Source organism: uncultured Halopseudomonas sp. (assembly GCF_963977355.1).
In the GTDB taxonomy this organism is placed as follows: Bacteria; Pseudomonadota; Gammaproteobacteria; order Pseudomonadales; family Pseudomonadaceae; genus Halopseudomonas.
The window spans coordinates 1-16,621 of record NZ_CAXBOV010000006.1; the positions used below are offsets into that span (position 1 = coordinate 1).

The following is a 16,621-nucleotide window of genomic DNA, read 5'->3' on the forward strand; positions in this document are numbered from 1 at the left end:
AGTGGGTCAATTTTATTGGCCAAAAGTGGGTCAAAATTAATGGCCATTGACAATCGATAACCTCGTCAGAGACCTTCATCGATTTGGCGATAGCAGTGTGCGCAGGGACGCAATAATGACAGGCATGCTCCACGTTGATGGCCTGCCAGAGAACGGTCTTTTCATCATTGTCGAAGCTGGTTTCCATGACCAGGCGGTGAAGCTGCTGATAACCCTCCAGTAACGCTGGGGCCTCGGCCATCACTGCATGTAGACCCGGGATCATGCCAAATGAGTTGGCGGACTCCTCCAACAATGATTTGGATGCCTGGGGAGCGGAATTCTGATCGTGTAGTTTGAAATCAGTCATGGTATCTCCTTTCTTGAGTGATCGTTCAACTGGAAGCCAGAATAGTTATAAATGAGCGATCATTCAAGCTAATATGTAAATCATGGTTCAACAAGTCGATATCAAGCAAGGTGACAGATACCACTATGCCGAGATTGGCCAAGTATGATCGCGAAGTCGCACTCAAGCGTGCGGTTACGCTCTTCTGGGAGCGCGGCTACACTGCGGCCTCGATGAAGCAGATCGAAAATGCACTGGACATGCGACCCGGCAGCCTCTACGCGGCATTCGGAAGCAAGGACGGACTATTTTCCGAAGCCCTGGACCTTTACCTTCGCAGCATGCTTGAGGACATGAGCGCGCACATTGCCGCATACGCTTTGATAACGGATGGACTCAAGAGCTATCTGCGTAAGCTGGCATCCAGCTATGCCGATGATGCCAAGCCGCCGGCCAGAGCATGCATGCTGGTGAAAACCCTGCTTGAGCTCAACGATGCACAAACGCCATTGCAGACGCAGATCACTGATATTTTCGCAGTAATTGAGACCCGATTTGCCGAGGTTCTGGAGGAGGCTCGCAGCCGTGGCGAGACCCGTGAAGATCTGGACTGCCCACGTGTGGCCAGACTTATTCAGGCGCAAATCATGGGATTACGCTCGTTTGCCCAGAGAGAAGTTCCGCCGGAGCATATGGCCATGTTAGCTGAAGATATGGTGGCCTTTCTGGAGGCCCAATGGAGATCTCGTTAGGGCCAGGACTTTACTAAAAAGGCACCAGCGACATCGCGCTGGTGCCCGGAAAAACCTGGCGCTATCAGGTCTTGTCGATCCCATCCTTGACCGCATCCTTGACGTCGCCCTTGAGGTTCTGCGCCTTGCCCTTGAGCTCTTGGGCGCTGCCCTCAGCTTGGAGGCGGTCATTGCCAACCGTCTTTCCAACAGCCTGCTTACCCTTGCCAACAACTTCATTGGCAGTGCCTTTGATCTTGTCCGTGGTGCTGGTCATGGCGATGCTCCTGATGACGATCGGAATTCGACCGTACGTCCAATCAGACCGCGAATGACTGTGGCAGTTCACTTGCGGCGTACTCGCCTCTGAATACGCCGCCCATTGCACAACCACGGCGGGATTGCGTATAGACTATCGTTGCTTTGTACTCGTCCCTATCCAGGTTCTACTGCATGTCTGCCACTCCAGTGCATCGTCTGAACATAGTGCGTGCAGCCGCTAGGCTATTTCGCAAGAACGGTTATTCGAAAACCGGGCTGAATGAAATCCTTGCCGAAAGCCAAGCGCCAAAAGGCTCGCTCTATCATTATTTTCCCTGCGGGAAAGAACAGTTGGGTGAGGAGGCATTGCGCTTTTCTTCCCAGATAGCGTTGAGAACACTCGAAGAGCTTGGCAAGGAGCACGTGACCGCGCCTTCGCTGCTACTGGCGTTCGCCACACTTCTGGCCGACTGGATGGAGCAGTCCTCATTCCAGGATGGCTGCCCAATGGCAACGACGATTCTTGAGACAGTGCCGCAATCCGCGGCTATCCGCCTTGCCGCACAGGAAGGATTCGGTGCATGGCAGCAGGTCTTCGCAGAGCGGCTGCGTGCTGATGGTCTCAAGCCGGAAGGCGCCCGTCGCCTGGCCAATCTGACCGTGGCCGGCCTTGAAGGCTCGTTGATTCAGGCCCGAGTGGCGCAGGATCGTCGCCCTATTATCGAATGTGCCGAAGACATCGCCGCCCTGATGACGCTGCGCGCCAACTACGCCTGACCAGCACCCCTATATGCAGTGAACGATAACAGCCGTGTTGCAGATCCAACCAAAGCCTGATAATTATAACGACTAGTCTACATAAATATCACATGTTTTCATCCAGCTAGAGGCAAGCCATGGAAGACAGCAAAACTATCCCCACGGGGTTTTACAAGCATGACCGCCGCAGCGGCCTGACTGATCCCTGGGAGCCGCTATACGCCGCCGCGTCAGAGTCATTTTTCAGCTTGGGTTTGTTTGCAGGCGCACCGCATGTGAACAGCCGAGGCTTCGTGCATGGCGGGCTGCTGTCTGCCCTGGCCGACAACGCAATGGGACTGAGCTGCGCGCGACAGATCGAGAATATAGGCGGGCTGGTAACAATCAGCCTGTCTATCGACTACCTGGGCACTGCCCGCCAGGGTGAATGGCTGGAGATAAGGGCAGAGCCCACGCGGATCGGCCAGTCGCTGTGCTTTGCAGAGGCGCGAATACTGTCTGACGGCCAGCTTTGCGCGACGGCAAAGGCAGTCTTCAAGGCGTCCCAGAACAAGACCATCACTGAGGAACGTATATGAACAATACAGACGAGTGGCAGGGCAAACTCCAGAACATATCGCGCCTGGCGCAGTTCAATACATGGCTGGACCTGGAGGTCGTATCAGCAACGGAGGGCGAAGTGACGCTGGGTATGCGCTGGAAAAAGGAGATGGGGCAGTACAACGGTTTTCTGCATGCGGGCATTCAGGGGGCGTTGATCGATACCGCATGCGGCTTTGCCGCGGCGACACTCAGCGGGAACGTACTGGCATCCCAGTTCACCGTGCGCTGCCTTCGCCCGGCGGTAGGACAAAGTTTCAGGGTCGTTGCCCGTGTACTCAAGCCTGGTCGTCAGCAGATTTTCACCACAGCGGAACTCTATGCAACAGACGGGGGTGAGGAAAAACTTGTGGCGACCGGCGACACGCTACTGGTGCCTGTACAGACATAAGAACAAACCCTGAAGGATTCAGTGGCGTTGCAAGAACGCCACTTCAAAGCCCCTGGCGTCCAGTTGCTTTATCTCGATCGGCCGGCCCTTATTATCCAGCCTGAGCAGCCCGACCCCGCTGCCGTTCCACAGTCGTTCGCCCGCTTTAGCCCGGTCCGGATCACGGGGAGTCACGCGCATACGTCGGCGCTTGGTCAGCCAGTTAAGGGGTGACCATGGCGCGTAAAGCCACCGATTGAGGCGATCAAACCAGTTCAACAGACTCTCGGGAAAGGTATTTTTCAGGCCGCTACTGGTGATTTGCCAGATATGCGGGCGGCGATCCTGGTCGCGATCACGGATGGTAATGTCATAGGCAAAGGAGTAGTGCACGTCGCCGGACAACACGACAAAATTTCCGGGCGTTCGCGAATGACGAAAGATGTTGAGCATGACGCTGGCGGCACCCCGATGGGCCATCCAGTTCTCGGCATCGACCAATAGCGGCTTGCCGGCCAGCGTAAAGAGCTTCTGAATACCTTCGATCAGTTTTACGCCGAACATGGGCGCTGGCGAGACGATGACCACCGCCTGCTTGTCCAGCAACATCTGTTGCATTTCTGTCAGCGCTTCCCAGTCCATCAGGCCCGAGGGGCGATCCAGTCTGCTATTGCGCCAGCGGCGTGTGCGGGTATCGAGGACCAGCAGATGCGGTGTGCCCGCCACCTCATAGGCCCAGCCCTGGAACGTCAGCACCTGGTCAATGCAGGCATCCTGTGCGGCTGCATCAAGCCACCCACTATCTGTAGCCGAGTCCAGCAGACCGGCCAGTTGCTGCAGGGGCTCATCCACCCGATCCGCATCATTGCCCCAACCCTGACACAGGAGATAAGCCAGGAGCGCATTACCAATGATCTGACGGGAGAAGGGGTGACCATAAGCGGTGTGCTCCCAGTCCGCGGTCAGGTTCCAGTCATCGGTGATGTCGTGATCATCGAAGATCATCAAACTGGGCAGATGCGCCAGCAGTCGGGCCACCGCCGGCAAGCCACCGGCAAAGTCGTCGATCGCCGCCTTTTCCTGCACATAAGCATCGGCTTGCGCGGACTCCAGCTCGGGTGTTTTCAGATCAATCAGACGCCAGGGCACCGGCGACCAGACCAGCATATACATCGCCAGCATCTCAGCGAGCGTCATCAGGTGGTTATGGGCATGGGCCGAGGTAAAGACCGGTTTCTTCACGCCACCAAAGAAGCGTTCACGTAGGGGTACGTTGAGCTGTATGTCTGGCAGCAATTGCTCGCGCTGGTAGTAATTCTGCCTACTCTGGTACAGCGCCTGACTGTCAGCCACCGTGGCGCCTTCCAGCTTTTCATCAAATAGTCCCAGGCGCTCGATCAATTGATGAATCCCATGGAGCATCGGCCCTGCCACGTCATCAACATAGACCTGGTCACCAGTCATCATCAGCCAGGCGGGCCGCTGTTCCGGCTGCTCCAGACAGTCGGCAAGCCAGCCATCGGCGCGTACCAGACCGTCGCCACAGGGAAAATGCGGTTTACGGCAGGAGCCGTGCAGCAGCGTGCGATTGGTAGCTGCGATCATCAATGATGGCCGTTCTCGCCCCGCATGCAAAAGATGTGGCAGTGCCTTGCCCAGGCTCTGACGTTCACCCGCCTCGCTCCAGGACAAGTCGTATTCGATCAGGGTATCGACCGGCAACGGAGCATCCAGCGTGATATCCAGAAGGTGTACGAATGCATGCCGGCCGATTGGCACTACCTGACAGCAAGGGCCGCCGGGTTTGATCTCGATATGCTCGTCGCCATCCTGACGCTGCAGGGTCAATGCCAGCGGCAGGGGCTCGCGCGCCACCAGCCAGATGAGCAGACGCGTGGGCTCCAGCCGACGAAGTATCGGGCCGACAATGATGGCAGGTAGCATGTGTACATCGTGAACGGGCATGTAATCTCGGACTGGCAATGGCAACACAGGTTCAAGCGGGTAGGCGTTCAGAATATTACCTGGGGTTCGCCGACGCCACATCGGTTACAACTGTGTCGGTGCTTATGATCAGACAACACCACAATTGTTATCGATTCCCAGCCAACTGCCACGCAGCTAGCCTGCATGCCTCGCATTCCAAGTCCGCCCAGGAGAGACCCAGCCATGTTCGATCTTCATTACAGTGTGTGGCCCGATCAGGTACCGCATTTTCTCGAACTGCCCAAGGCCAGCCTCTACAGCAATCTGACTGTTTCGGCACTGCGCTATCCCGACCATGCCGCGATCATCTACTACGGCACCTCTCTGGGCTACGCAGAACTGGATCGACAGGCGCAGGCGATGGCGGGCTACCTGCAACAAGCTGGGGTCAAGGCAGGGGATCGCGTACTGCTGTATATGCAGAACAGCCCGCAGTTCGTGATCGGTTTCTACGCGATTCTGCGCGCCAACGCGGTAGTAGTGCCCGTCAATCCGATGAACCGCAAGGCTGAACTGGAATACCTGATTGCCGATACCGAAGCCAGCGTGGCGCTGAGCGGCCTCGAACTACTGGAGAATTTCGAGGGCCTGATAGGCGCTGGCTCTCTGCAGGAAGTGATTGCCTCTGCCTACGGCGAATATGTGACCGAACCCACCAAGCTTGAGCTGCCCGAGGCAGTTCTGCTTAAAGGCCCCGTATCCCAACTCCCCGGTATCACCGCGTGGCAGACCGCACTGGCTGCCGGGCACACGCCCGGCCCATTGACTGCCGGCCCTGACGACAACTGCGTTATTCCCTATAGCTCGGGCACCACAGGTAACCCCAAGGGCTGCGTGCACACCCACCACAGCGCCATGGCAACCACGGTCTACTGTTCAGTATGGGGCAACGCCCAACACGACAGCGTACAGCTGGTATCCGTACCGATGTTCCATGTCACCGGTATGCAGGTGTGCATGAATGGCGCGATTTATATCGGCGGCACCCAGGTGGTGATGACCCGCTGGGACCGCAAGGTTGCAGCGCAGCTGATTCAGGATCATGGCATAACCGGCTGGCGCAACATTTCTACCATGGTCGTCGATCTGCTTTCCGAACCGACCATCGACGATTATGACCTGAGCAGTCTTAAAGGGATCGGCGGTGGCGGAGCAGCCATGCCTGCTGCGGTGGCCGCCAAGCTGCAGAGCAAGACCGGTCTGCAATATGCCGAAGGCTACGGCCTGTCGGAAACCATCAGCGCCACACACATGAACCCACCACAAGCGCCCAAGCCCCAGTGTCTGGGTATTCCGATCATTGGCGTGGACTCACGCATCATCGATGTCGACAGCCTGCAGGAAGTCGGCGTGGGGCAGACCGGCGAAATAGTGATGCATGGCGAACAGGTCTTCGGGGGTTACTGGCGGCGTGATGAAGCAACGGCCGCGGCGTTCATCGAGTTGGACGGCAAGCAATTCTTCCGCTCCGGCGACATCGGCTACTACGACGAAGATGGCTATTTCTACCTGGTTGACCGCGTCAAGCGGATGATCAACGCATCCGGCTTCAAGGTATGGCCGGCGGAGGTCGAGTCTCTGCTCTACGGTCATCCCGCGATTCAGGAAGTCTGTATTATCTCCACACCCGATGAGCGTCGCGGCGAAACTGCCAAGGCTGTCGTAGTGCGCGCTGCCGGACATGAAAATGTGCAGGCGGAAGAGATCATGAGCTGGTGCCAGCAGAACATGTCGGCCTACAAGTGCCCGAAGCAGGTGGCCTTTGTCGACAGCCTGCCCAAGTCGCCCACCGGCAAGATTCTCTGGCGCGCGCTGCAGGAGGAGGAATGGGCAGGACACAGCTGAAAGGGGCCTGAACCCGTCGCCTGAGGGCGAACATGGTTGCCGCAAGGATAAATATGAACGGGCCGCAGCGGACCCTGTCATTATGAACTCCTATGCATCGCACGCGTTCCGATGGAGCAGCCATGAGCGAACAAGCAACGAAGACCCTGTTGATACTCGGTGGAACAGGGCTGGTGGGCAGCAAACTGATCGAGCAGGCGCTGGCTGATCCCCGCGTGCTGCGAGTCATAGCACCCACCCGTCGCCCTCTCACGATCAGTGATCACCTACTCAACCCTCTGGTCAACTTCGACGAATTACCCAGCACTGCGCCCTGGTGGAAAGCTGATGCGGTCCTCTGCGCCCTGGGCACAACGCTTAGCCAGGCGGGCTCGCGCGAGAATTTCTTCCGTGTCGACCACGACTATGTATTGCAAGCGGCCACTCTGGCGCAGAAGGCCGGTACACCGGTCTTCGTGCTCAACTCATCGATGGGCGCAGAACCTCACTCACGTTCATTTTATATGCGCACCAAAGGCCAGACCGAGAATGATCTGGAGGCTCTGGGGTTCAGCTCCCTTACCCATGTCAGACCCTCATTGCTCGAGGGCGGCGTACGCCCTGAGTTCAGACTGGGCGAGAGCATCGGTTTGTGGTTTGCGCGACTGCTGCAACCTTTGATTCCCCCGCGCTATCGGGCGGTGCATACCAGCGACGTAGCAAGCACCATGTTGGCAGCCGCGCTGGTGCCCAGTCCGGGTACGAGCGTTATTCAGTCAGACCAGATCAGACCCCAAAGTCCTGGGGCTGATACCTGAGAGCCCTGCCGGAAAGGCGTATCGTGAAGCTCACTTCCGTATAATGGCCCTTTGCCTTACCCTGGCCCTATGAGTAGCCAGCTATACTGGCGTCAAAAGCTTGCAGCTGACCGAGTACCGACATGATCGATTACAGTAAAAAACGCTTCCTGGTGGTAGATGATTTCTCCGAGTTCCGTACCTCGGTGACCGGGATGCTGCGGCTGATGGCGGTAAAGGAGGTTGATGCCGCCGCACGGGGTGAAGACGCCATCGCCATGTGTCGAAACGTGCGCTACGACGTGATTCTGCATGATTACAATCTCGGCGCGGGCAAGAACGGCCAGCAGGTGCTCGAAGAACTGCATCATGCGAAGCTGATCAGCCCACACTGTATTTTCGTGATGTGTACTGCCGAAAGCAGTCAGGCGATGGTCATGAGCGCCCTGGAGTGTGAGCCTGACGCCTATCTGACCAAGCCATTCAACCGCGCCAGCCTGCAGCAGCGTCTGGATAAACTGGTGGAACGCAAGCTGGCGCTCAAGCCGATTCTCGACGCCCAGGTAAAGAATGACCAGCAAGCCGTGCTGGTTGCCTGCGAGCAGGTGTTGGCCGCCAACAAACGTTTCGCCCCGCAATGCCTGCGGTACAAGGCTGGCGCTCTCAAGGCACTGGGTAAGCGCGCCGATCTGGAGTCACTGCTCGGTGCGCTCGTCGCAGAACGCCCTCTGCCCTGGGCCTTGATCATGCTGGGCAATCATTGGCTGGAGTGCGGTGAGCTGGACAAGGCAGAGGCGCTCTTCACCTCTTCAATCAGCCAGTTCCCGATGTTACCTGCGCTCTTCGATGGCCTGTCTGCGGTGCACGCAGCACGCGGCGCACCCGACAAGGCTCAGGAATATCTTGAGCAGGGATTGCGTATTTCGCCCAATAGCCTGCAGCGCCAGCAGGAGCTGGGCAGGCTGGCCCAGACCAATGGCGATTACGACAAAGCCATTCGGGCATTCCGGCAGGCGGTCGACCTGGGGCGTAATTCGCAGTTCCGTAATCCGGACGATCACCTGGGGCTGGCCTCAAGCTTGAACGACCAGGCCGGCGACGAGGCGCCCGGTCCAAAGGCGCTGCTTGAAATTCGCCAGACCCTTGGCGATCTGGGTAAAACCTGGAAGGACGACCCCAAGGTCACTATTCGCGGCAATCTGGTACACGCCAGCGCTGTAGCCAAAACCGGCGATCAGGCAGCGGCAGATAAATTGGTGGCCGAAGCTAGCGCCCGTATGGCTGAGCTAACCACTTTTTTTACTGCGGAAACTGCACTGCAAGTGGCCGCGCAAATGCAGCAATTGGGGCATGGCGATAAAGCGGAAAGCGTGCTGGCCACCTGTGCGGAAATGTACGGTGACGATGCCAAGATCATGGAGTCCATCGCCAGCCAGACCAGCAATCCGGAGATACTCAATGCCGGTATCCAGGCCCAGGCGCTCAATCGGGAAGGCATAAAGGCATACCAGCAGCAACAATTTCCCCAGGCACTTGGTCTGTTTCGTCAGGCCCGAGACCTGCAGCCGCGCAATATCAGTTTCGCGCTGAATACCGCCCAGTCGGTGCTGCGGCTGTTACTGGCCGAGCCCAGCGCAGAGCTAAAGGATGAATGCTTGCAATGCCTGGCACAGGTCAGCAACGTTCCCGCCACAGACTCGCGCTACGCGCGCTACGAGAAACTCTGCAAGACGGTAGCCGGGCTATGAGCGACGATCCGCAAAAGCCATCTTCCGACGTGGACTCGCCTGAAGGTCTGGACTTCTCCACGGTAATTGCTTCGACTGTGCACGACATGAAGAACTCTCTGGGACTCCTCATGCAGGCCTACGAAAGATGGTCCAGCGTATTGCCCCCCGAGTTGAGCGAAACCGCCGAGCGGGGCATGATCGAATACGAGTCCATGCGTCTGAACGGCATGCTGGTCCAAATGCTGGGGCTGTACAAGCTGGGGGTCAATCAATTGCCCATGCGGCCAAACTGGCTGGAGGTGGAAGACTTTCTGCAGGAACAACTGGCCCGCCACGATGAGATTCTGCGCTCACGGCGTATCGAGGGTTCCTACGAGGTCGAGGAGGATGGACTCATGGCCTTTCTTGATACCGAGCTGGTTGGTTCGGTAGTGGGCAATGTGATCAATAATTCGATTCGCTACGCGCAAGCGGCGATCCAACTCAAGGCCTGGACCGAGGAGGGCCAGTTGATCATCGCCATAAGTGACGATGGCCAGGGCTACCCGCCAAGCATGATCGAAAATCAATCGGACTATGTGCTGGGCATCAACATGAGTACCGGCAGCACCGGTCTGGGACTGTATTTTGGCCAGCGTATTGCGGAGCTGCACCAGCGTGATGAACTCAAGGGCCGCATCGAGCTACGCAACGACGGCCCCCTTGGTGGAGGTGAGTTCCGTATTTACCTGCCCTGATCGCCCAGAAAGGTCTCAGCGGGGCATCATGCGTACGCCCTCGATTTCCGACAGGGGCTGTGGCCGCCCCAGGTGATAACCCTGGGCGTAATCCACTCCCAGCTCCTTGAGGCTGGTCAGAATACCCTCGCTTTCGACAAACTCGGCCACCGTCAGCAAGCCCATCTCGTGCCCGATAGTATTGATCGCCGACACCATCGCCCGGGCAATCGGATCACCCACAATATCCTTGACGAATACGCCATCGATTTTCAGGAAGTCTACCGGCAAGGTTTTCAAATAGGCGAACGAGGACAACCCCGAACCGAAATCATCCAGAGCAAACCGGCACCCGATCGATTTGAGCCGCTGCATGAAGATCACGGCCCTACTCAGGTTGGCTATGGCACTGGTCTCGGTAATCTCGAAGCAGATGCAATCCGGTGGGACGCAGTGCCTGGCCAGGGTTTCCAACACAAACTCGAGAAAACTGTCCTCGCCCAGGGACGCGGCCGACAGGTTGATCGAGTAGTTACCTGGATCATCAGGATGCCGACGTGCATAGTCGCCCACCCAGGCGAGGAAATTGCTGATTACCCAGCGGTCGATCGCCGGCGCCAGGGCGTAGCGCTCTGCCGCAGGCATGAAAGCACCCGGCGGAATCACACCGCCGTCTTCACCCAGCAGGCGCACCAGCACTTCGTAACTGGGACTGGTCGCCCGCCCTGCGACCTGCACGATGGGCTGTACGTAGAGACGCAGCAGATCCTCGTCCAGCGCTTGGCGTATGCGGTTTACCCAGAGCATCTCGCCACGGCGCTCGAGGAGTTGTTCATCGTCAGCCTGGTAGATGTGAATACGGTTACGCCCCGCATCCTTGGCCGCATAACAGGCACTGTCTGCGGCGCTCAGAAGTCTACCCAGGGTTTCTCCAGGGCCGATCTGAACCAGACCGATACTTACACCGATAGCGAACCCCTTGCCCTCCCAACTGAAGCGGAACTCCTCAACCTGGGAGCGAATACCATCAACAATGGGTAGTGCCTCTTCCAGGGGGCAGCCGGCCAGCAGCAGGCCAAACTCGTCGCCACCCAGGCGAGCCAGAACGTCACTGCTGCGAATACGGGCCTGGAAGATCTTGCTGAGCTGGCGGAGCAGTTCATCTCCTGCCGCGTGACCGCAGGTATCGTTGACGATCTTGAACTGATCAAGATCCATGTAACACAACACCTGCTCGCCACGTTCGCTGGCAGGTAACGCCAGGGCAGCGGCAAGCCGACGCTCGAACTCGGCGCGGTTAGCCAGGCCGGTCAGGGTGTCGTGGGCGGCCTGATGCGACAGCTCACGTGCCAAGCGGCGATTGACTGTAACGTCACGGAAGGTCAGTACCGCCCCGATAATGCGGCTCTCCGCATCACGTATCGGCGCCACTGCGTCCTGGATTGCCACATCGCTGCCATCACGTCGGCGCAGGGTGACACTCGCACCGTCCACGCAAGCCAGGGGCTGCCTGTATCGTCTCAGCAACGCAGTTACCGGATTGCCAAGAGCGGAACCGCTGACCTCGTCATACAATCGATACACTTCCTCCAGGGGCCGGCCAGTCGCCTGGCCCTGGTCCCAGCCCGTGAGCTTTTCCGCTACGGGATTGATATAGCGGATGCGACCATCCGGACCGGTGGTAATCACACCGTCACCGATGGACGCCAGGGTTACCTGTGCCAGCATTTTTTCCTGGTGCAACTGCTGTTCGACCCGCCGGCGCTCGGTGATGTCGCGGATCATGCAGGTCACTGCCTGATCATCAAAGGCACCCCGGCTTACCGTCAACTCGGCCACAAACTGCTCATGGCCGCTACGGCTGAAGAGGACCTCCTGCTTGAGCTCACCGCCGCGATCCGGCCGCGGCAAGCCTGGCCAGTTATCCTCCGCTACCAACCGGTGCAGCGGCTGTCCCAGCAAATCGACCGAGGAGAGCCCGAATAACCTTTCGGCGCCCGGATTACAGCTGGCGAGCACGCCCTCCGGTGAACAGGTGACGATACCGTCGCGTATATCGCGAATAATTGACTGGGTCGTACCTACGGCACTTTGCAGCGCGCGTATGACCTTGTTGTACTGGCCAGCAATCTGACCTACCTCAGTGAACGGCTCAACCGGAACCTCGCGGGCAAAATGCCCATCGTGCTGGTGTGTGGCCATGGCCTCCAGCAGCTCGATCAGTTCGGTGCGTGCCCCGTGTTCTGACACGTTCAGACCAATGCGCTCCTCCTCTGGCGTAACCCGCAAAGGAAACCATCGATTGATCAGCTTGAGCACGATCCAGGTAAGGCCGAAGGCCCAGAGGCCAGCCACTATGACACCCTCACCCTGCACCAGCAGTTGCTCCCAGCGGCTCAACCCGGTGCCGAGTAGCTCCATATCGGCAAACAGTGCCACTGCCAGCGTGCCCCAGATGCCACTGGCCAGGTGAACCGGCACCGCACCAACCGCATCATCAATACGCAGGCGAAAGAGCAGGCGATCGGCAAGGTACATGATAAAGCTGCCGATCAGGCCGATAAGCAACGCTGATCCGGCGTCAACCACATGGGCGCTTGCTGTCACAGCGACCATGCCAGCAATCAGGCCATTGAGCGGATAGACGGGATCCACCAGTCGCCAGCGCAGCCAGGACAGCATCATGCCTCCCAGAATACCCGCCACTCCGGCCAGTACCGTGTTGGCGATTATCCCCGGAACGCTGTGATCAAAACTGAAAGTACTGCCGCCGTTGAATCCGAACCAGCCGAACAGCAATAACAATGCACCGAGCATCGCCAGTGGCAGGTTGGAGCCGGGCAGACTGCGACCATTGCGGTCGACGTCGAAGCGACCCTCGCGCGGTCCCAGTACCAGGACCACCGCCAGTGCGATCCAGCCACCCACCCCGTGAACCACGGTAGAGCCGGCAAAATCGACAAAACCCTTTTCGGCGAGCCAGCCTACGCCTTCACTGAAAGTACCAGCCCAGGCCCAATGGCCATATAACGGATAAATTATGCCCGCCGCCAGGGCAGTTACGATCAGGTAGGCGCTGAAACGCATGCGTTCGGCTGCAGCGCCGGAAACAATTGTGGCCGCCGTCGTGCAGAACATCGCCTGAAAGAGAAAGAAAGCCGATTGCCAGGTATCGGTGAACGGCAGCATGTTAAAGCCACCACCAATCCAGCCTTGTTCGCTAGCCCCGAACATCAGGCCAAAACCAAACAACCAGTAAAGGAGAATCGCCACGCTCAGATCGGCCATGTTCTTGACGGCCACATTGATCGCGTTCTTGCTTCGCGTCAGCCCTGCCTCAAGACACAGAAAACCCAACTGCATGTTGAAAACCAGCCCGGCACAAAGGACTACCCAGAGTACATCCAACATGTCTAGCGGCATCACGGCACCTGCAAGCCCAACCAGCTATGGCACTTTGATGGCGCATCGCTTTTCTTGACGCACCAGTAAAGCGCATGATTGATGCGCCAGACGGCACATCGGCTCGATACAGTGCAGGGGAATGCAGAATGTGTACCACTTTGGCCGAGCAGCAGAACGCTGCTCGGCCGGAGGAGAAGACCAGCTGATCAGTCGGCGACGTGAACCAGTTGCTTGCCAAAGTTTTTGCCCTTGAGCATGCCTTTGAATGCGTCGACCGCATTGTCCAGACCTTCGGCCACAGTCTCGCTGTACTTCAGCTTGCCCGAGGCAATCTGCTCAGCCAGATGCGCCGTCACTTCCTGGTGCTGGTCCTGCCATTCTGTAACCAGGAAGAAGCGGTGCTCCGGCTTGTTTTCACCCATGGCACCGAAAACGTGGAAAGGCGTCTCGACCTTGCTGGCATCTTCGGCGTTGTAAGCGGAAACATAACCGCAGACCGGTACCCGTGATCCCTTGTTCAACAGCTTGGCTACCGCACGGGTGACCTCACCGCCGACGTTCTCGAAATACACATCAATACCGTCCGGGCAGGCGGCTTTAAGATCTGCTTCCAGGTTGCCTGCCTTGTAATCTACACAGGCATCAAAACCCAGCTCTTCGACTACGTAACGGCATTTCTTTTCGCCGCCAGCGACGCCGACCACACGACAGCCCATCTGCTTGGCAGTCTGTCCAACAACGGTACCCACAGGGCCCGATGCGGCGGAGACTACAACGGTCTCGCCGGCTTTTGGCTTGCCAACATTAGTCAGACCACAGTAACCAGTCCGGCCAGGCATACCAGCAACGCCCAGGTAGGCCTGCAGTGGCACGCCTTGATCCTTGATCTTGTAGACCATAGGCGCGTCGCCAGTAATGATCGAATATTCCTGCCAGCCGGAGTAGCTGGTAACAACATCGCCGACCGCATAATTAGGTGACTTGGACTCAACGACGCGGCCAACGCTTTCACCAACAATGGGCGCACCGATTTCGATCGGATCCATGTAGCCCTTGCTATCGTTCATGCGCGGACGCATGTAAGGATCCAGTGACAGCCATAGGGTTTTGAGCAGAACTTCACCGTCCTTCAGTTCACGGACCTGTTCATCACGGATAACCAGATCGTCGTCGGCAATTTCGCCCTGTGGACGCTTGTTGAGTACTACTTTGCGGTTGGTGTAGGCAGTCATAAAAGCCTCGAATTAACATAAAATGAAAAAGGGCACGATACGCCCAGACCGCACGATAATAGACCAGCACAGGCGGATGTCACGGACACAGCGGTATTATTCATAGCACTGATTGAGAGCTAGTTGGCAGCCCGAAACATATCCAAGCCTGGCGCTTCACACCTCGTCCCGGGCAACCAGTTGATTACGACCAGCATCCTTGCCGCGATAAAGCCTGCGGTCGGCTGTGCGATACAACGCCACAAGACTATCGCCATCCACTGGCCATTGGGCCAGGCCAAAGGTGGCTGACAGTGGGATTTGATTACCCTCATGGGCAAGGTGGCTGTCGGAGAGACGGTCGCGCAGGTCTTCCACCAGCTGTATGGCCGCCTCGATATCGGTGTCACCAAGAATTATGCCGAACTCCTCACCGCCAAGTCGGCCAATGAAGTCGGTGGCGCGCAGGCGCTCTGTAAGACAGGAACAGATATGCTGCAGCGCAGCGTCGCCCGCATCGTGCCCCCAGCGATCGTTGACCTCCTTGAACAGATCCACATCCAGCACAACCAGTACAAAGGGCGCCTGGGTTCGTCTGGATGTCAGAATACTGCGCTCAAGACAGGCCTGAAAACGCCCCCGATTGGCAACCCCGGTCAAGGCATCGGTATCGGCCATCGCCTGCAAGGCCTGCTGTGCAGCCGCTCGACGGCCTTCATAGAGGTGCACGAAAACCAGCACGAGAAAACCAGAAAGCACGGCGTTGCCCAAATCGATCCAGCCAGTCGCTGCCTCAGGTGCGCCAAAGCGCAGAAGATAGGCCAACGTCACCAACGTAATCACCGGGGCTGCAAGCATGAACCCGCCTGCACGCCCTAGCAGCAGATAGGACAGGATAGGAACCAGGTATACCCAGACGAACGCGGTGGGTGAGGCGCCAGGCATGATGATGATATAGACAAGAAAGCAGAACAGCGGAATCAGATAGGCGTAGACCCAAAGGATTAAATTGCGTGCACGCAGAACGATCCGTGACGCGTAAAAAAGCAGGAGGCTCGAGGCCAGCTCGAAGGCAGCCAGCAGATAGCGACCTTCTATAGTCTGCAAGATGGCAAAGAAGCATAGGGTTACGCCACTTATTATGGAAATCAGGCGTAGCAGCGAGCGCTGATCCGCTTCAGCCAGGCCACTGGCCTTGGTCAGCGGTTGCTTTTCACGCATGCGCTCCCTTAAACCTGACATAAACCTTCCTGATCCGCATAGGTAGTGACGTTCGCCGTTGTTGCAGCTACTGGTTCGCCCAGCGCTCTATCAACTATCCGTCAGCGCAGCTATATGTTCGTTCTTGAGTTTTACATAATTTCCCGCAGTGTAGGTAAAGAAGCTCAACTCCTTCTCGGTCAGGGCACGGACCTGTTTCGCCGGGCTTCCCATGTAAAGATAGCCGGACTCCAGCGTCCGCTGCGCCGGCACCAGACTGCCCGCACCCAGAATCACCTCATCCTCAACCACCGCACCGTCCATGACGATACTACCCATGCCAATCAAAACCCGGCTGCCCACGCTGCAGCCATGCAGCAGTACCTTGTGCCCGACTGTCACATCGTCACCGATCTGCAGCGGATAACCATCGGGATTGAAAGGGCCAGCGTGGGTGATGTGCAATACGCTGCCGTCCTGGATACTGGTACGTGCGCCGATGCGAATCCTGTGCATATCGCCCCGAATCACTGTCTGGGGCCACACTGAGCAATCGTCTCCGAGTTCGACATCACCAATGACTACGGCCGTCGGATCAATGAATACCGCCTGGCCGAGTGTCGGTTGCTTGCCGCGGAAAGGTCGAATCTGCATGGTCTGTTCTCCATTGGGGAAAGCTCTTGATACCATTAATAAAAATGAC

Annotated in this window: 14 protein-coding genes and 1 pseudogene; 8 read left to right on the forward strand and 7 right to left on the reverse strand. The window is 57.7% G+C overall.

Annotation, left to right across the window (positions count from 1 at the left end):
• Window positions 1-349 (reverse strand): annotated as a pseudogene (locus AAC076_RS04075) (hypothetical protein); the annotation flags it as partial.
• A 125-nt stretch (window positions 350-474) separates the two neighbouring features.
• Between AAC076_RS04075 and AAC076_RS04080 the strand changes: the two are divergent.
• Complete coding sequence (locus AAC076_RS04080) at window positions 475-1,080, forward strand: TetR family transcriptional regulator (RefSeq protein WP_339843127.1); 606 nt, start codon at window positions 475-477, stop codon at window positions 1,078-1,080.
• Between the two features lie 64 nt (window positions 1,081-1,144).
• Here AAC076_RS04080 and AAC076_RS04085 read toward each other — a convergent pair whose 3' ends face one another.
• Window positions 1,145-1,336: a CsbD family protein gene (locus AAC076_RS04085; RefSeq protein ID WP_339843128.1), complete on the reverse strand. Its 192-nt coding sequence runs from the start codon at window positions 1,334-1,336 to the stop codon at window positions 1,145-1,147.
• 176 nt (window positions 1,337-1,512) lie between these two features.
• Between AAC076_RS04085 and AAC076_RS04090 the strand changes: the two genes are divergently transcribed.
• The 3 genes from AAC076_RS04090 (at window position 1,513) to AAC076_RS04100 (ending at window position 3,070) form a co-directional block, all read left to right on the forward strand.
• Window positions 1,513-2,097 carry a TetR family transcriptional regulator gene (locus AAC076_RS04090; protein WP_339843129.1) on the forward strand — a complete coding sequence of 195 codons (585 nt, stop codon included), beginning with the start codon at window positions 1,513-1,515 and terminating at the stop codon, window positions 2,095-2,097.
• Window positions 2,098-2,216: 119 nt separating this feature from the next.
• On the forward strand, window positions 2,217-2,657 hold the full coding sequence (locus AAC076_RS04095) for a PaaI family thioesterase (RefSeq protein WP_339843130.1): 441 nt from the start codon (window positions 2,217-2,219) through the stop codon (window positions 2,655-2,657).
• Window positions 2,654-3,070: a PaaI family thioesterase gene (locus tag AAC076_RS04100; RefSeq protein WP_339843131.1), complete on the forward strand. Its 417-nt coding sequence runs from the start codon at window positions 2,654-2,656 to the stop codon at window positions 3,068-3,070. The genes AAC076_RS04095 and AAC076_RS04100 overlap by 4 nt, the downstream gene beginning before the upstream one ends.
• 18 nt (window positions 3,071-3,088) lie before the next feature.
• Here AAC076_RS04100 and AAC076_RS04105 read toward each other — a convergent pair whose 3' ends face one another.
• On the reverse strand, window positions 3,089-5,014 hold the full coding sequence (locus AAC076_RS04105) for an alkaline phosphatase D family protein (protein ID WP_339843132.1): 1,926 nt from the start codon (window positions 5,012-5,014) through the stop codon (window positions 3,089-3,091).
• Between the two features lie 204 nt (window positions 5,015-5,218).
• On the opposite strand from AAC076_RS04105, the gene AAC076_RS04110 reads away from it, so the two are divergent.
• From AAC076_RS04110 to AAC076_RS04125, 4 genes are all read left to right on the forward strand, one after another.
• On the forward strand, window positions 5,219-6,880 hold the full coding sequence (locus AAC076_RS04110; RefSeq protein WP_339843133.1) for a long-chain-fatty-acid--CoA ligase: 1,662 nt from the start codon (window positions 5,219-5,221) through the stop codon (window positions 6,878-6,880).
• Between the two features lie 122 nt (window positions 6,881-7,002).
• On the forward strand, window positions 7,003-7,677 hold the full coding sequence (locus AAC076_RS04115; protein WP_339843134.1) for an NAD(P)H-binding protein: 675 nt from the start codon (window positions 7,003-7,005) through the stop codon (window positions 7,675-7,677).
• Between the two features lie 122 nt (window positions 7,678-7,799).
• Complete coding sequence (locus AAC076_RS04120) at window positions 7,800-9,404, forward strand: response regulator (protein ID WP_339843135.1); 1,605 nt, start codon at window positions 7,800-7,802, stop codon at window positions 9,402-9,404.
• A complete protein-coding gene (locus AAC076_RS04125; RefSeq protein WP_339843136.1) occupies window positions 9,401-10,123 on the forward strand; it encodes an ATP-binding protein in 723 nt (240 codons plus the stop codon). Before AAC076_RS04120 ends, AAC076_RS04125 begins: the two co-directional genes overlap by 4 nt.
• Before the next feature lie 15 nt (window positions 10,124-10,138).
• On the opposite strand, the gene amt is transcribed toward AAC076_RS04125, so the two are convergent.
• From amt to AAC076_RS04145, 4 genes are all read right to left on the reverse strand, one after another.
• Window positions 10,139-13,525: an ammonium transporter gene (gene amt, locus AAC076_RS04130; protein WP_339843137.1), complete on the reverse strand. Its 3,387-nt coding sequence runs from the start codon at window positions 13,523-13,525 to the stop codon at window positions 10,139-10,141.
• A gap of 188 nt (window positions 13,526-13,713) precedes the next feature.
• Window positions 13,714-14,739 carry an NADP-dependent oxidoreductase gene (locus AAC076_RS04135; protein WP_339843138.1) on the reverse strand — a complete coding sequence of 342 codons (1,026 nt, stop codon included), beginning with the start codon at window positions 14,737-14,739 and terminating at the stop codon, window positions 13,714-13,716.
• 156 nt (window positions 14,740-14,895) lie between these two features.
• Window positions 14,896-15,960, reverse strand: a complete 1,065-nt coding sequence (locus AAC076_RS04140) for a GGDEF domain-containing protein (protein WP_339843139.1) — start codon at window positions 15,958-15,960, stop codon at window positions 14,896-14,898.
• A gap of 69 nt (window positions 15,961-16,029) precedes the next feature.
• Entirely contained in the window at window positions 16,030-16,572 is a 543-nt protein-coding gene (locus AAC076_RS04145; RefSeq protein WP_339843140.1) for a gamma carbonic anhydrase family protein, read from the reverse strand.
• Between the last annotated feature and the right edge of the window lie 49 nt (window positions 16,573-16,621).

Excerpts from the sequence above, each read along its gene's own strand:
- AAC076_RS04100 (WP_339843131.1), top strand. The coding sequence starts at position 2,654 with ATGAACAATACAGACGAGTGGCAGGGCAAACTCCAGAACATATCGCGC.
- AAC076_RS04120 (WP_339843135.1), top strand. The coding sequence starts at position 7,800 with ATGATCGATTACAGTAAAAAACGCTTCCTGGTGGTAGATGATTTCTCC.
- AAC076_RS04090 (WP_339843129.1), top strand. The coding sequence starts at position 1,513 with ATGTCTGCCACTCCAGTGCATCGTCTGAACATAGTGCGTGCAGCCGCT.
- AAC076_RS04105 (WP_339843132.1), bottom strand. The coding sequence starts at position 5,014 with ATGCCCGTTCACGATGTACACATGCTACCTGCCATCATTGTCGGCCCG.
- AAC076_RS04115 (WP_339843134.1), top strand. The coding sequence starts at position 7,003 with ATGAGCGAACAAGCAACGAAGACCCTGTTGATACTCGGTGGAACAGGG.
- AAC076_RS04110 (WP_339843133.1), top strand. The coding sequence starts at position 5,219 with ATGTTCGATCTTCATTACAGTGTGTGGCCCGATCAGGTACCGCATTTT.
- AAC076_RS04140 (WP_339843139.1), bottom strand. The coding sequence starts at position 15,960 with ATGTCAGGTTTAAGGGAGCGCATGCGTGAAAAGCAACCGCTGACCAAG.
- AAC076_RS04080 (WP_339843127.1), top strand. The coding sequence starts at position 475 with ATGCCGAGATTGGCCAAGTATGATCGCGAAGTCGCACTCAAGCGTGCG.
- AAC076_RS04125 (WP_339843136.1), top strand. The coding sequence starts at position 9,401 with ATGAGCGACGATCCGCAAAAGCCATCTTCCGACGTGGACTCGCCTGAA.
- AAC076_RS04145 (WP_339843140.1), bottom strand. The coding sequence starts at position 16,572 with ATGCAGATTCGACCTTTCCGCGGCAAGCAACCGACACTCGGCCAGGCG.
- amt (WP_339843137.1), bottom strand. The coding sequence starts at position 13,525 with ATGCCGCTAGACATGTTGGATGTACTCTGGGTAGTCCTTTGTGCCGGG.
- AAC076_RS04085 (WP_339843128.1), bottom strand. The coding sequence starts at position 1,336 with ATGACCAGCACCACGGACAAGATCAAAGGCACTGCCAATGAAGTTGTT.
- AAC076_RS04095 (WP_339843130.1), top strand. The coding sequence starts at position 2,217 with ATGGAAGACAGCAAAACTATCCCCACGGGGTTTTACAAGCATGACCGC.
- AAC076_RS04135 (WP_339843138.1), bottom strand. The coding sequence starts at position 14,739 with ATGACTGCCTACACCAACCGCAAAGTAGTACTCAACAAGCGTCCACAG.